Raw genomic sequence first — 15,567 nt, forward strand, 5'->3', positions numbered from 1 at the left:
CGTCACTGGCTCTGACGCGTTAACTCAGGCATCGCCGAGACTGCCGCGGGCGACTGCCGGCCGGCGGCACGGGCGCCGAACGGCCGGGCGGGCTGTCGAGTGCGCGGAAGCCGGGTATCGTCGCTGACCGTCATCGCCAGGGCCATCATCTCGCCTACGAGGTCAACCTGCCGCACGCTGACATGCGGGGGCAGTGACAGTGTAGATGGCGTCATGTTCAGGATGCCCCTCGCGCCCGCTTCAACCAATTCGTCGGCGACTCTGGAGGCGAACTCCGGCAGCGCCAGGACCGCGCCATCGACGTTGCCGTTTGAAAAGACCGCGCCGAGATCGGACAGAGGCAGCACTTCCCATTGCCCAACCTTCTTTCCGATCCACTCCGGCCGTGTGTCGAAAGCCGCGACGATCCGGAAGTTGAGGTCAACGGCGGGCGCGAATGTTGTTAGAAGGTTACTGAGCCATTCTGCCCCTACCCACGCCAGCAGGCACGTCTGGTGCTCCAGAAGCTGATGGAGGCGCTCCTGAAGATAAGAGACCTGATACCCGAGCCCGGGCGTGCCCAGGTCGCCGACATAGGAAAGGTCCTTGCGAACCATCGGGGCGCCTACCCCCACCTTGTCCGCCAGTTCGCGTGACGAGATAATGTCAATGTCGTGCTCCGCGAAGTCGCCGAGCGCCGTGACGTACCAGCGGAAGCGCATCAGCGTTTTGAGAGGAAGCCGTGGAAGCGTCGAGCCGCCGACTTCCCTGTGCTCAATATGCCGGGCGACGCGCCAAACCCACTGGTCCCGCTCGTCGATGCCGGCGCGCAGGGGGCATACGTGTTCCAGCTTCCCCCGCTGCATGCACTCCGCGTTCGTGCACGCCTGGCAGTCGGTGATGCCCTGGGCGTGAACGCATGAGTAAATCGTGCAGGGGGTCCGTCCCCACGCCTCCAGGAAAGAATTGCCCTGACGGCACCCGAAGCAATTACCCTCATCACGGTATCGGCACTGCCCGCAATCGAACAGCCCGCAGCACGAGACGCAATCCACGCACGACCTCCTTGATCGTGCCGTCATGCACAAAGGACTGATAACCGGCCCACGATCTCCGCATTATAAGCATGAACGCATTGACCGGTGCCACATATAACTGAAGATTATCTCCAGCCGCTCCGATTGCTCGCTGCAGGATACCCTTGCCCTCATCGGCTAAAGGCGTCACCTGGGATACGGTGCCTGTTGGTACCCGCTCCGTGGAACGGCGCAGCGCTGACCGGCTTCAGGCGGTCTTCAGCTCCAGACGTCGGCATCCGCTCATGGACACGTGGAGCGCTGACTCAGTGCACGGTTGACAGAATCTCGAAATTGCTATATAGTAGATGTATATGAAAGACAGTACCGAATCGAACACTCAATCCCTGATCCCGATGGACGCCCTGACCACCGTGACGCCAATGCTGCGGGCGGTGGCCCACCCAATTCGGCTGCGGATCCTCGATTATCTGCGTAATGAAGGCGAGGCGCGTACGGTCAGCCAGATTGAGGAGGCATGCGGCGCGCAGCAGGCTGTTGTGAGCCAGCAATTGCGCATCCTCAAGGACCAGGGCGTCCTCGGTTCACAGCGCCAGGGCAATTTCGTCTTCTACAGCATCGCCACCCCCAGCGTCCTTCTCATCCTCGACTGCATCCGGCAACACAATGCCGGCGCTTCCTGCTAGACGCCCCCGGGGAATGGTTTCGTCCGCCCGGTTGTTGGGAATAGAGGAAGGACGGTAAAGCAATGCCAGACTATCTAGTGACGATCCTGTTCATCGTCGCCTACTTTGCGTTGATGAAATGGATCCTGCCCCGCGCCGGAGTCCCGACCTGAATGTCCGATAGCTGCCGCGTCGAGTCTCGACGCGATCATCTGGACGAAGAGGCGCCTCCGTCCCCGGACGCCCCCGCTGAGCACAACAACTGAAGAGGAGTGCGAATGGAACCGCTTGAAGCCGCGTATGGGAAAATGGGAATTACGACCTCCGTGGTCGATTCGATCGAGAACACATCCTCCCGGGTGAAGGCCGCGCTGAAAGAAGAGGGGTTCGGCGTGCTGACAGAAATCAATGTGGCCCAGACGCTTAAGGATAAGCTGGGCGTCGACTTCCGTCCGTACGTTATCCTCGGCGCATGCAATCCCAGTCTCGCCTATCGGTCGCTCACAACGAACCCGGCGATGGGACTGATGCTGCCGTGCAACGTGGTGATCGAACAGCGGGAGGGAATGTGCATCGTTTCCGCGATGGACCCCGAAGCTGGCATCGCCGCGTTCGGCGCTGAAGAGCTCAAGCCGGTCGCCGATGAGGCGAAAGAGCGCCTCACGAGGGTTATCGCCGCGGTCGCCGGCCACTAGCCATCTACTATTATTCAGCACACGCAACAATGGGGCCCGGGCAATTTCTGCCCGGGCCCCATTGTTACGTCGCTTTGCGGTGACTACCTCGCCGCCATCTGTTTCTTCGCCTGGTCAATCCACTTGAGTTCGCGCAGATGGGTCAAATCCTGGACCTTGGCGGGGCTGTATCCGAGCGCCTTGAAGTCCATGATCCCGTTCGGGCTGTGGCATTCCTGGCACGCGCGGCCTTCCTTCTGGATGCCATGATTCACCATCAGTGTGCCCATCTGGCGCATCCAGTGCGGCTGCAGGTTCTTCCGGTATCGCGGATCCAGCGGGTAGTTCGGGTTCCACACGCCCACGCCGAAGTACTTCATGAACTCGTCCATCATGTAGTACTTGAACGGCGCCTGGTACATCCGCTTCACCATGGGGTTGCTCACGGCCACCTCCATTGCTTTGCGGGAATCTCCCGTTTCGTAGTAGGTGGCGTAGTCAAACGGCATGATCATCGCCCCGAACGGTCCCTGGTTGCCCATGTCTTCGTACATGTAGGCGTTGAACATCTTGAACGGGTAGATTTTGCTCGGGAACCTGTCCATAGTTGGGCGAAGGTTCTGTTCGACCACGGATGCCCGCGTCGCACGCATCTCCGGGCTCAACTGTGTCAACGTGTCCAGCGGCGCTGTCAGATACGTGGATGGATCCAGTTTGTTCGCCACGAAAAACGCGCGGTTGGACGCCAGTACTTCCTTGCGGATCGCCGGGTTGGACAGCCGGGTAATCTGGTTCATCAGGGGATTGTACGCCGTGCCACCCAACGGATTGTCGCCCAGCGCGTTGGCAAGGAACGTTCCATAGCCGTTGAACCACAGGAACTGGAGGCCCTTGCCGGCCTGTCCGTTCCGGTAGATGTCGGTGGGAACGTACACACCCTCCCGCTTGTCGAACGTCGGGTGCACCCAATCCCGCAGCACAACGCTCCTGGCCTGGAGACTCTTGATGTGGCAGGTCTCGCAGGCTACGCGCGCACTGTGCCCATTCAGGATCACTCGGGTGAGCGGGTTCTTCGTGTGGGGCGCCGTCGTGTGACATGATTCGCACGACACGGCCTTGCCCGGCAGGTCGTTCGACACCAGATCGGTGCCCAGGCTGCCGCGCGGGATCTTGTGACCCTGCGGCCGGTGGCAGTCGAGGCAGTTCATGTTCGCCTTCGCGTGCACGTCGTCCTCGGCCGCGAACGGATTTCCGCGTTTCGCCCCGTCGTGGAGGAGACGAGAGTTGGTGAATCCCAACGACCGCGAGGCCACGTTGTGGGCATAGACATCGCCGCCCATGTTATGCTGGTGGCACCGCAGGCACGATTTGGCGGTCGGCCGCCCCACCGTCAGCGCCGCTCTCATCGTCCGGTCCTGATCCCAGCGCATCCCCACGTTGTCCTTGATCACGTGGCGATAGTTCATATCGTAAGTGTCCGAGTGGCAGATGAGGCAGTCCAGTCCGTGCTTCGTAGCCGTCGGAATCTTGAACGCCGGAAGCATCAGTTCCGTCGCCGGGTGGTAGTTGCCGCCGATGTGGCACTGGCCGCAACCCTCACTCCGCATCACGACTTTGCCGCCGGCCGATGCCGGCTTGCTCTTCACCAGGGACGCCCAGCCGGTCCACGAGAAACTCCCAGGGATGCCGCATGCCCGGTCGATTTTGCCGACCGGCACGGGCCGGGTTCCAGCCCCGTCCACAACGCGGCCGTCGTAACCAACGGTCGAGAAACCGGCGACCATTCTCTGGAACTGGAAGTGGGAGGTGTCCATCACGTCGTCCATCGTGTCTACCTGATGGACGTTGCCGTCCGGCCCGTTGACCTTCATCGTCTGATGGCACTTCAGGCAGGTTTCCGGCCCGGTGTAGGAGCGGATGCCGGCCCGTCGGAAGTACTCGATATGCGGGTAGCGATTGCCCGCAGAACGGAAGGACGCCGTTTGGAGCAACAGGCGCTCACGTTCCTGGCGCACGACGGGGTCTTTCGAATTCTCCGATAGCTTGGCGGCATCGGCCTCGCGGGCGCCGCGCACAAGGCTGTCCGCCAGCGCATCGAACTCATCCGGCGTAAGCGTTTGCACGCTGCTGTACTTCAGCGGACCGTTCCTGATCCCTGTGTACCATTCCAGCCCGCCCTCTGCGAAGACGTAAAATGCCAGCCACAGCGCCAGCGGGATGGAGACGTAAATCAACGGCCGCTTTCGCTTTGCCATAAACGTCCGAAGGGGCGGCGCGACCTTGCCAAATGGTTTCGCCCCCGCCTTCAGAGCGTCCTTAATCCGTTTCCAGAACATGGTTGTCAATCTCCGGGACCCGCGTCGGTCCCACGTTCGGCTCGGCGATAGCGCCGCCGGTGATCATTGCGCGCAGCCCCGAATGCGGTTCGGAGCACGTGAGCGCGAGGTAAACGTGCATGGCAAGAAACGCCACGAAGCAGTAAGCCAACAGCGTGTGGAGGACGGCCATCGGCCACACTCCTCCGATGCCGGCAACCCGTTCCGGCGCCGTCTCGGGAAATAGCATGAAGAGGCCGGTAATGGCCAGCACTGGGAACCCGACGAACATCGTCGCGGCATATGTCAATTGCTGCAGCGGGTTGAACCGGCGCTCCGGCGTGGCATGGAAAGGGTGCGGCTCACCGCGGGCGATCCCGCCGAGGTAGTACGCCGCCTGGACCCGCAGCCGCCCGACGATGCCGTGCAAGCGGACGGCATACTGGCGCCATTCCCCGGTGAAAATGAGGATTGCCACATAGACGAAGTAATTCAGAGCCAGCAGCGCGCCGGCCAGGTTATGTGTGAGGACGGCGAGCCTGAAGGACACGGGCGCCGCGCCAGCGCCGGCGAAATGGAGGCTGAAGCCGGTCACGGCCAGCGTGACAAAGAGCGCGGCGTTCATCCAGTGCCATCCGCGGACCCATCCCGGGAACATCGGGCGCGTGGTCATCATTTGTCCTCCCCGGCGTGGCCGGATGGGCCTCGTCCGCGCGTCCTCAAGACCGTATGGCCACCCATGCCCGCCAGCGTTCCGAGGACGATGAGGGCGCCCAGCGTGTCCAGAATCCTGTTGCGCGTTGCGCCGATAACGTAGGTGTTGTTGACGATGAGCGCGTTCGCAAACCCCAGCCGCGCCATCTCCTGTCCGCGTTCGTGTTTGTAGAGCTTGTCGCGCAGCACCGTGTTGGCCGAATGACATTTCACACAGTCGCGGACGGCCTGGCTCTTCGGCATAATGAGGTGGCTGTGGGACGGTGCGACGGCGCTGGCGTGGCAGTCCAGGCAGCGGACCTGCGCCATGTGTATCTCAGCGTGCGGCAGCCAGGCGTGCACCACGGATAGATCGGGCACGCGACGCCCGGCGATGCGCGAGTAGTTCTCCTGCGATGCATGGCAGCGAAGACAAATCGCGTTCCTTTCGGCCACGCTCTGCCGCGTAACTTCGCGCCAGCGCCGGAAGGAGTGCGGATCGTGGCATCGGAAGCACGTAAACAAGGTAGGGTGCTTTTGGAAGTGAACGCTCTGCTTGAACTCGTTCTGAATCTCCGCGAGGGGCGCCCCCGCGAGATCCGGTTTGTTCTTTCCTAAAACGGCCGCAAACTGAAGCGGAGGCCGCTTCGGGTGCGGAAATCGCTTGAACCCCGCATCGTGGCACCGCGTACATGGGAGGGCCCCGATCTCGCTGGCGCTGAAGGTTTTCGGGTTCACGGAGAGGTTTTCAACCTCACCGGTTGGGGCGCGTCGCGCGAAAGTGCCCATGGAGTGGCACCGGAGACAGGAGCCGTTCACGGTGGCATCCGGCCCAACCGCGGCGGCCGGCGCCGAAAGGATACACGCCAGCGCCGCAAACAGGGCGGTCGCCAGGCCGGCGTGCGTGCGTCGTCTTGTTGTCATACCGCCAATCACAACAGGTGCCTCCCGAGATGGGGTGTATATAGGTATATACCTATCTATCCACGTTCAGGAAGAATTATAACCGATTTCGCAAAAAATGCATAGCCCCATACCCGGTATTTATCAATTGCCGACCATTTTGGTCGGAAATAGGCGGAACGCACGCGTCGGCTCCGCGATTCATTAACCTTCGCATAAATTTGATATGTATATATTGCTGTGTCTATATAATGCCCTGAAGTTCGCGGGCCCGCACCATTTCGATGCGCTCACCGGCAGCACCGCGCCTTACATCGCCCCCCACGGGCACTTCTTTAGGAGACAAAAGCATGAAAAGGATCGCTTTGTTCGCCAGTCCGGTCGTTGCTTTGGCCGCCTGCCTCGCCTGCGCCGGCCCGGGCCTCGCCACCAACGGCTATTTCACGCACGGGTTCGGCACCAAATCCAAAGGGATGGCGGGCGCGGGAGTTGCGCTTCCACAGGACGCGATGATCGGCGCCACGAATCCCGCCGGTATGGCCTTCGTCGGCAAGCGCCTGGACCTTGGCTTGTCGCTGTTCAATCCGGTGCGCCAGTACACCGTCAAGGGTGCGCCGTCCGGTCTCCCCGCCACGTTCGGGCTGACCCCGGGGACCGTCAAGAGCGGGCGCGATTGGTTTGCCATACCGCACGTTGCCTACAACAACCCGCTCGGTCCGAACAGCAGCGTCGGCATCTGTGTCTACGGAAATGGTGGGATGAACACGAGCTATCCCGGTTCCGCGGGCGGCGGAGCAGGAACGTTCTATGGCGGCCCCGCCGGGGTGAACCTGGAGCAGCTTTTCATTGCACCGACCTACGCCAGCAAATTCGGCGAGACCGCCTCGTGGGGCGTAGCGCCCATCTTCGCCTACCAGCGCTTCGAAGCCAAGGGCCTTAAGAACTTCGGCGCGTTTGCCGCCGATGGTGATGCGGACAACCTTTCCGACAAGGGGACCGATACATCCACCGGAATGGGTTTCAGAGTCGGTGTCCAGGGGCAGGTGCAGCCGGACCTCACCCTCGCGGCGTCTTACCAGTCGAAGATGAAAATGAGCCGCTTCAAGAAATACGACGACCTTTTCGCCGGCCGGGGTCGATTCGACATCCCCCCCACGGCAACCATCGGCCTCGCGTACAAGACCGACCCGAAGTCCGTGCTAGCCTTCGATATTCAAAGCATCTGGTACAGCAAGGTCGCCGCGATCCACAATCCCCTCAGCAACCTGTTTGAAGGCCCGGACACAACCGGGCTCTTGGGTGACGATAAGGGTGCAGGGTTCGGATGGCGCGACGTAACGGTTGCCAAACTCGGCTACCAGCGCGAAGTCTGCCCGGCGTGGACCGTTCGCGGCGGTGTCAGCTACGGCCGCCAGCCCATCCCGTCGTCCGAAGTCCTCTTTAACATCCTGGCCCCGGGTGTCGAGCAGTGGCACTTCACGGGCGGGTTTACGCACGCCACCGGTCCGAAGGACGAGTTCACGATGTCCGTGATGTTTGCCCCAAACGTGAATGTGAAGGGCCCGAACCCGATGGAAGCCCCCGGTCAGCAGACCATAAGCCTCAGGATGCACGAGTTTGAGGCCGAAGCCAGCTGGGGAATCAAGTTCTAGCGCGGACGCTTCTATTCCGCCCTGACAGGGCATTCGAAATGCGGGAGGCTCCTTGCTGCGGCAGGGCCTCCCGCATTCTACTTTTGGGACGCAAACGGGCCGGGCCTGTCGGGAACCGACTACACGTCCTTCGCTGTTGAGTACATATGTATATTACTATGTTACTATGCCCCGTGTGTATTTCAGTGGAGGTTAGCCTTTGAAACCCAGAAACAAACGGATCTTTGCAGGAGTGGCTGTGCTTGTTTTGGCGCTGAGCGCGTTGGTGCTAAGGGCCCGCAATTCGCCGATCCGAGCCGACGAGGCGCCCGCGCCGGCACGCGCCCCCGCCCACGTGGTGCTCAGCACCGCGAATCTGACCACCGTTCCCCAGTATCTCGACGCGACCGGCCTGACCCGCGCTGAACTGGAAGCCGTGATCGCCACCAAGATCCAGGGCCGGGTATTGCGGGTCTTCGTTCGCGAAGGCGAGCGCGTCCGGCGCGGCCAGCCCCTCGTACAGATGGATGCGCGCGATCTAAGCGCCGCAGTGGCACAGGCCTCGGCCGGGGTTCGAAGCGCATCGGTGGGCTATGGGAACGCGCAGGTCGCCGCGTCGATGGAGCAGAGCATGTCCGCCGCGCGCATCGCCCAGGCGGAAGCGTCCCTCGCGAACGCACAGGCCGCGCTGGAAGCCGCGCGGGCCAAGGCCGAAATGGTCGTATCGGGCCCCCGCCGCCAGGAGCGCACCCAATCAGGGCTGGCCGTCGCGCAGGCGCAATCCGGTGTGAATCTGGCCCAGGCCAACCTCGGGCGCATGAAATCGCTTTTCGAGCAGGGCGCCATCTCCAGACAGCAACTCGACACCTATCAGAGCCAGTACGAAGTGGCGAAGGCGCAGTACGATACCGCCCGTGAATCGCAAAGCATCTCCGATGAAGGCAGCCGCTCGGAGGACATTCGCGCTGCCCGGGAAGGCGTTCGCCAGGCCGAAGCGGGAATTGCGTTGGCGAAGGCCGGCGTGAAACAGGCGCGGGCCGCAGCCAAGCAGGCCGACGTTCGCCGCGCCGAGATACTGGGCGCGAAGGCACAGGTCGGACAAGGCCAGGCAGCCCTTCAGATGGCGAGGGTAACCCTCGACTACGCGACCATCGTGGCGCCGTTCGATGGGGTTGTCACCCGACGTTCCGTTGACCCCGGCTCCCTTGCGACCCCCGGGACGCCGCTCCTGACGCTTCAGGGTGGAGATCTAAGGCTGGAAGCAACCGTGCCCGAGAGCAGCCTCTCCTCGGTCCGTCCGGGATCAACCGTGCCGGTGGACCTGGATGCGTTCGCCGGCCGCCCCGTGACCGGCAGAGTGGTGGAGATCTCCCCTCAAGGCGATCCGGCAAGTCACACGTTCACCGTGAAGGTGCGGCTCCCCGCTGACAGCGGTGTCCGATCCGGTATGTTCGGCAGAGCGCGATTCCGCACCGGCACGGGGCGCCAGATTCTGGTTCCCACCACGGCCATCCTGCCTCGCGAGGGGCTCACGTACGTGTACGCCGTGGGTGAAGGCCGCCGAGCGAGTCTTCGACTGGTGACCACGGCAGCCGCGGGCGGACACCGCACGGCCGTTCTCTCGGGGTTGCAGCCTGGTGAACGGGTGGTGACGTCCGGAGCGGTGAGCGACGGGCAGTCCGTGGAAGAGTAGATCAGCGCTACGGCGCCGAGTTTTCGCGCGCCCGCCGACAGGGACATGACTATGAAATTGGGAATCGCAGGGCGGATGGCCTCCGCATTTATAAACAGCAAGCTTACGCCGCTCGTTATCATCGCGTCGCTCGCATTGGGCGCCTTCGCGGTATGGAAGACACCCCGCGAGGAAGAACCGCAGATCATCGTTCCGATGATGGACGTCATCGTTCAGATGCCGGGCGCGACTGCGAAAGAGGTGGAGCAGCGCGTCACCGTACCGATGGAGAAGCTGATCTGGGAGATTCCCGGCGTCGAATACGTTTACTCGACTTCCAGCCCGGGGCAATCCATGGCCATCGTCCGCTTCCTCGTGGGCCAGGACCAGGAAGCCAGCCAGGTTCGGCTCCGCGAGAAACTCCAGGGCCACTATGACCTGGTCCCGCCGGGCGCATCGGCCCCGATACTGAAGGCACACTCGATCGACGACGTTCCAATCCTCGCGCTCACGCTGCACAGCACGAAGTACGATGCGCCGGCGCTCCGGCAGATCGCAGCCCGCATCGACGATGCGGTGAAGCAGGTGGAAAACGTCTCCGAGACGACCATCATCGGCGGGCCGCGCCGCGAGGTGCGAGTGGTCCTGGACAAGGGCCGGCTCGCCGGGTTCGGTCTTTCGCCCGATGGCGTTGCCGAAGCCCTCGGCGCATCGAACCAGCGCTCTCAGGCCGGTGATTTCGCCGGAGGAAATTCGCAGCTGTCGATCAAGACGGGGCAGTTTCTCCGGAACGCGAAAGATGTTGAAAGCGTTGTCGTCGGAGCTGCCGGCGGACGGGCGATTTTCCTTCGCGACATTGCTTCCGTCATTGACGGCCCGGGGGAGCCCCACAACTACGTCCAGTTCGGGTACGGCCCCGCCGGCCGCGAGGCTGCGGCTGGCGCGGTCTCGCGCGGGGTCGAGAGGTCGGCCGTTGAGCCGGCGGTCACCATCTCCATAGCCAAGCGCCAGGGTAAGAACGCGATCGAGATCGCAGACGCGGTTCTTCGCAAGGTTGACACGCTGAAGGGAACGATCATCCCCTCGGATGTGCAGATAGCAGTCACGCGCAACTACGGCGAATCGGCCAACGAAAAATCCGGCGAACTTCTCCTCCACATGCTGATCGCGGTTGTGAGCGTGACGCTTCTCATCGCGTTCGCTCTCGGCCGCAGGGAGTCTCTGGTGGTGGCGGTTGCGATCCCTGTGACGCTGGCGCTCACCCTTCTCGTATTCTATCTGTACGGCTATACCCTGAACCGAATCACGTTGTTCGCGTTGATCTTCAGCATCGGTATCCTCGTCGATGACGCCATCGTGGTCGTAGAGAACATCGTTCGGCACTATCGGATGCCCCAGGACGAGCCCGTGCCTCCCCTGGTACTTGCGATACGGGCCGTCGACGAAGTTGGCAACCCGACGATCCTGGCCACGTTCGCCGTTATCGCGGCTATCCTGCCGATGGCATTCGTCGGCGGGTTAATGGGCCCATATATGAGGCCCATTCCGGTCGGGGCAACAGCCGCTATGCTGTTCTCGCTCCTCATCGCGTTCATCGTGACGCCATGGGCGGCGTTTCGCGTGCTCAAGGGTGAACACTCGAAAGCCTTCCACGACAAGCACTCTCACGAGGGCAAGGATGATTTCCTAACGCGCCTCTACCGGGGAGTGATGACGCCGATGCTGCGCTCCGGCAAACTGCGCGCCGTGTTTTTCGGCGGAGTCATCGTACTGCTTCTCGCATCGATGGGCCTGGTGGCGCTCAAGGCCGTCACGGTGAAGATGCTGCCGTTCGACAACAAGAATGAGTTCCAGGTGATTGTCGATATGCCGACGAATTCCACTCTGGAACAAACGGCCGCGGCAACACGCGCATTGGCGGATTACGTTGCCACCATCCCCGAAGTTGAGAACTACCAGACGTATGTGGGAACGGCCGCGCCGTTCAACTTCAACGGGCTCGTGCGGCACTATTTCATGCGCCAGGCCCCCTACCAGGCGGACATTCAGGTAAACCTGCTCGGAAAGAACGATCGCAAGGCGCAAAGCCACGGTATCGTCAAACGGATCCGCCCCCAGATCGCCGCGATCGCCGCAAAATGGGGCGTCCGTGTGAAAGTGGCCGAGGTGCCGCCGGGTCCTCCGGTTCTCCAGACGCTGGTTGCCGAGGTCTACGGTCCAACGCCCGAGAGCCGCCAGGCCGTCGCCGCCCACGTGAAGCGCGTCTTCGAAACGACGTCCGGCGTGGCGGATGTGGACTGGTATTCGGATGACGAACAGGAAACCTACCGGTTTGAGGTAGACAAGGAGAAGGCCGCGCTGGTCGGCGTCGACACCTCCGCCATCAACCGCACCCTCGCCACGGCCCTGAGCGGAGCGCAGGTGGGGCTGTTACACGACGAGGGCGCCCGCGAGGACATCCCCCTAACGATGCGGCTCGCGCGTTCCGAACGGAGCAGCCTGAACGATCTTGAGCAACTCTCGGTAAGCGCGCGTGACGGCCACCTGGTGCCCCTCAGCTCTCTGGTCAGGGCGGTGGCGATTCCCACCGACAAGTCCATCTACCACAAGAACCTGTTGCCAGTTGTGTACGTTACGGGTGATGTCGTAGGGCGGCAGGAAAGCCCGGTCTACGCGATCATGGCGATGAACCATGCTCTGCGCAAGGCATCATTCCCCGGGAATTCAAAGCTGGAGATCCTCAGCACTCGGATGCCGTTCACAACTCAGAAACCGGTCATGAAATGGGATGGTGAGTGGCAGATAACCTACGAGGTTTTCCGCGACCTGGGCATCGCGTTCGCGGCGGTTCTGGCGATCATCTATATCCTGGTTGTGGCCTGGTTCCAGTCCTTCAAGACACCGCTGGTGATCATGGCGCCGATCCCGCTCACGCTGGTCGGCATCCTGCCGGCCCACGCTTTGATGGGCGCGTTCTTCACGGCCACAAGCATGATCGGATTCATCGCCGGCGCCGGCATCATCGTGCGCAACTCCATCATCCTTGTGGACTTCATCGAACTGCGCCTCAAGCAGGGAATGCCGCTCGAAGAGGCCGTAATCGACGCCGGCGCGACCCGCTTCCGGCCAATGCTGTTGACGGCCGCCGCCGTCATCGTCGGGTCGTTCATCATCCTGTTCGACCCGATCTTCCAGGGTCTGGCGATCAGCCTGATGGCAGGCGAGATCGCCTCTACGCTTCTTTCCCGGCTGGCCGTGCCGATCCTCTACTTCGTGATGAAGCAGCGTGAAGGGATCGCCGCGGTCGCACACGCCATTCCCGCGCCTTTGCCCTGATGCCAATCGACAGGTCGGGCTTCCGTGCCCGACTCGGGGCTGAACAACTCTTGTGAAAGGATACAGAAATGACAACAGAACGGTATTTGCGGTTGATCGGTGGAGCGTTTGTGGTGGCCTCAGTCGCCCTCGGCACATATGTGAGCCCGTGGTTCTACGCTTTCACGGCCTTTGTTGGGTTGAACCTGTTTCAGAGCGCCTTTACGAACTGGTGCCCAATGAAGGCCTTGTTGGAAAAGATCGAGCCGCGTTCGTGACGGTTGAGGCGGCTGGTTGACAATCTCATAATCCCCTCACCGCCAGCGCCAGCGCGTCGGCGAGGTCGATCCGGTTGGCGGACGATCCCGTTGCGACAGTATCCAGATCTGCAATATCGGCCGCTGTTCCCACGGAGAATCCGCCGGCGATGCGCATGGCTCGCGCGGAGAGAGCGAGAGGTTGAAACGCGTCGTTCGCGGCCAGGCGCGATGCCGTCGCGCCGAGGTTGGCTGCGCGGACCGCGGACACGAGGTCCCATTTGGGGCGGTCATTCATATCGACCAGACCGAACGCATAGTGTTCGCCGTAGACGAGTGCTGTTCCCCGTCCTGGGCCCCGGCCCGTGATCGCCTGGTCGCGGTATTCGAACCAGTTTCCGCCGATGCAGAATGGGTTCGCCGTGGCATCCCGCATCCAATGCGCGTAGGCCGCGCCGGCATCCGCGTCGTCAGCGGTAGAAACGGCCTCATAGCGTCCGAACGCGCGGAGTCCGGAGTAAAACGGCGGGAACGAGAATTCGCCGGCGAACACCGGCTTGTTCGTGTCGCGGATCAGCCGCGCCATCGTGGCGTCGGCAAACAAGGGGGCATAGCGGTCGTAGCCGATCACGTCGCAGTTGGCCGCGATCAGGCGCCAGTCTTCCTCGTTCTGCCACCAACCCGGCACAATGTAGTTGCCGAAGTACAGGTGGTTGGGATCCAGCGACTTGATGGTGCGATAGATGAACCCGTAGTATTCGGTGGCAAAGTACCGCCGAAGGGCTTCCACATCGCCCGCGGGCGGCGTCGGTTTGGCGGCGTACAGGTCCTGCGCGGACGCTGCTGTAACCTTCCAAGAGGATGCCATCGCGGCCACGCTGCCGGCATAAATCGTGGAAAGCGCGTAGTCCACGAGCGCTCGCTTGGCGGGAACCGAGGATCCCAGATTAAGCATCGAAGCGGTTTCGTCGGTCGTGACGATCTCATCGATCTCGCTGCCCACCGTCCACCCGACCACGAGAGGGCTGAAACGGCGCGGGGTGACCTGCGCGCTGAGAACGCTTCGGAACGTCGCCTGGACCGAAGTATCGAAGATGTCCGGATGGCGCACCAGGTTGGGAATACCATTCCGGTTCAGAACCGGGGTATCGGCTAACTGCGGCGTCTCGTCCGACCATTTCCCCAACCCCGCGAACCCCCATATCCGCGCCCGGGTCTTCGTTGACTGGGTAGCACTGTTCTGCCACCCGGCGCCGTACTTGCGGATCATGTTCGCCGTATGGAATGCCACATATGACGTCCCCTGCCCCTCGCCCCAAACGTCTGCGCCCCAGCACGACGAGTACGGCGCGGCGGTGGACGGCAGTTCGGCGAAAATGCTCTGCCGGTCCGATACCGGCGTCATCTCCCACGAAAGCGATGGCGCCGTGCAGATTCCGCGGTAGAAGCATGGATTGCCATCCGGCGAGATGAGCCACCAGAAACCGTTTCGCTTCACAACGTTGAAATAGCCGGTAGCGGCTTCGCGCCAGCCTGAAGTTGTGGACCCGCCGTAGGCGTCAAAGCCCGATGGAATTCCCCACGCCGCATTGCGCGCGGTCTCATCGCTCATTGCCGCCAGCAGGTCGGCGTCGGAAGCGATCTTGCCGGGCCACGTGGCTTGAATACTCTGACCGTAACGATCGACGTATGGGCTGAAAACCGAGGGATCCTGCAACGGGATGATTCTGAAGGTGGCCGTGAACGTTTGCGTCTCGTTGGCCGCCGGGTTCCAGGGAGCGTATTTCGGTACATACGGCGCGAAGAGCATGAGCGGAACCGGCCGAGACGATTCCTCGACGAACGAAAGGTCTGCGAGCCCGCCCGCGCTGGATGTCGCGGTCATATCGGACTGTATGACCCAGTACTCCGCGGGACCCGCGGCCCAGTCCGGCTGGTAATCCGCCGAAAGGCTCCCGTCGGCCCGGGCGATGCCGCCGCTGTTCTGGCCGACCTTCGCTCCGTCCAGCCACAACTCCGAGCCGGTCGGCGTAATCACCGCCTTGGCCGTGTAGTCGTGGTTCAACTGCCACGTAGGCTTATGGAAGATGAACCGCCAGTTCGTGCCATTCGCCACACCCAGAATGAGTTGAAGATTCACGAGTTTGCACGGTCCGGTGGACGCGTCATTCTCGAAATCCAGGTAGAAACCCCTGTTGGCGCCCCAGTCGTACTGCTGCGCGAGGTAGAGCCGGCACGGCGTGGCGCGGGCCGGGCCGGACACAGCGAAGAGCGCCGCGGCCGCGATGACCGCAGGTATCCTGAACAAAGCGAGGAACAAGCGGAGTCGAAGGACAGTCATTATCTACTCTCTCCTGATGCGCTGCGCTCGCCGCGCAGGCTCAGCGCTAACAGGTGAACGGTTTCGGTAACGCCGCACTGCAAGG

The 15,567-nt window shown here is 62.2% G+C and carries 11 protein-coding genes; 6 read left to right on the forward strand and 5 right to left on the reverse strand.

Going from position 1 to position 15,567, the window contains the following annotated elements:
- Positions 1–2: 2 nt before the first annotated feature.
- Positions 3–1,034 carry a redox-sensing transcriptional repressor Rex gene (locus VGM51_05395; GenBank protein ID HEY3412482.1) on the reverse strand — a complete coding sequence of 344 codons (1,032 nt, stop codon included), beginning with the start codon at positions 1,032–1,034 and terminating at the stop codon, positions 3–5.
- A gap of 335 nt (positions 1,035–1,369) precedes the next feature.
- On the opposite strand from VGM51_05395, the gene VGM51_05400 reads away from it, so the two are divergent.
- The gene (locus VGM51_05400; GenBank protein HEY3412483.1) at positions 1,370–1,702 is read left to right on the forward strand and encodes a metalloregulator ArsR/SmtB family transcription factor; all 333 of its coding nucleotides are present in this window, start codon (positions 1,370–1,372) and stop codon (positions 1,700–1,702) included.
- A gap of 257 nt (positions 1,703–1,959) precedes the next feature.
- Complete coding sequence (locus tag VGM51_05405; protein HEY3412484.1) at positions 1,960–2,376, forward strand: DUF302 domain-containing protein; 417 nt, start codon at positions 1,960–1,962, stop codon at positions 2,374–2,376.
- An 83-nt stretch (positions 2,377–2,459) separates the two neighbouring features.
- Here VGM51_05405 and VGM51_05410 read toward each other — a convergent pair whose 3' ends face one another.
- From VGM51_05410 to VGM51_05420, 3 genes are read right to left on the reverse strand one after another with little or no spacing between them, the layout of a single operon-like run.
- Entirely contained in the window at positions 2,460–4,691 is a 2,232-nt protein-coding gene (locus tag VGM51_05410) for a cytochrome c3 family protein (GenBank protein ID HEY3412485.1), read from the reverse strand.
- Positions 4,672–5,346, reverse strand: a complete 675-nt coding sequence (locus VGM51_05415) for a cytochrome b/b6 domain-containing protein (protein HEY3412486.1) — start codon at positions 5,344–5,346, stop codon at positions 4,672–4,674. The genes VGM51_05410 and VGM51_05415 overlap by 20 nt, the downstream gene beginning before the upstream one ends.
- A complete protein-coding gene (locus VGM51_05420; GenBank protein HEY3412487.1) occupies positions 5,343–6,287 on the reverse strand; it encodes a cytochrome c3 family protein in 945 nt (314 codons plus the stop codon). The genes VGM51_05415 and VGM51_05420 overlap by 4 nt, the downstream gene beginning before the upstream one ends.
- 329 nt (positions 6,288–6,616) lie before the next feature.
- Between VGM51_05420 and VGM51_05425 the strand changes: the two genes are divergently transcribed.
- The 4 genes from VGM51_05425 to VGM51_05440 all read left to right on the forward strand — a co-directional run bounded on the left by VGM51_05425 (position 6,617) and on the right by VGM51_05440 (position 13,162).
- Positions 6,617–7,918: an outer membrane protein transport protein gene (locus VGM51_05425; GenBank protein ID HEY3412488.1), complete on the forward strand. Its 1,302-nt coding sequence runs from the start codon at positions 6,617–6,619 to the stop codon at positions 7,916–7,918.
- Between the two features lie 199 nt (positions 7,919–8,117).
- Positions 8,118–9,590, forward strand: a complete 1,473-nt coding sequence (locus tag VGM51_05430; GenBank protein ID HEY3412489.1) for an efflux RND transporter periplasmic adaptor subunit — start codon at positions 8,118–8,120, stop codon at positions 9,588–9,590.
- Between the two features lie 51 nt (positions 9,591–9,641).
- Positions 9,642–12,905: an efflux RND transporter permease subunit gene (locus VGM51_05435; protein HEY3412490.1), complete on the forward strand. Its 3,264-nt coding sequence runs from the start codon at positions 9,642–9,644 to the stop codon at positions 12,903–12,905.
- 68 nt (positions 12,906–12,973) lie between these two features.
- Positions 12,974–13,162 (forward strand): DUF2892 domain-containing protein, encoded by a 189-nt coding sequence (locus VGM51_05440; protein HEY3412491.1) that lies wholly within the window; start codon positions 12,974–12,976, stop codon positions 13,160–13,162.
- A gap of 25 nt (positions 13,163–13,187) precedes the next feature.
- On the opposite strand, the gene VGM51_05445 is transcribed toward VGM51_05440, so the two are convergent.
- On the reverse strand, positions 13,188–15,482 hold the full coding sequence (locus tag VGM51_05445) for a hypothetical protein (protein HEY3412492.1): 2,295 nt from the start codon (positions 15,480–15,482) through the stop codon (positions 13,188–13,190).
- Positions 15,483–15,567: the final 85 nt, after the last annotated feature.

Source organism: Armatimonadota bacterium (genome assembly GCA_036504095.1).
Classification (GTDB): domain Bacteria; phylum Armatimonadota; class DTGP01; order JAKQQT01; family JAKQQT01; genus DASXUL01.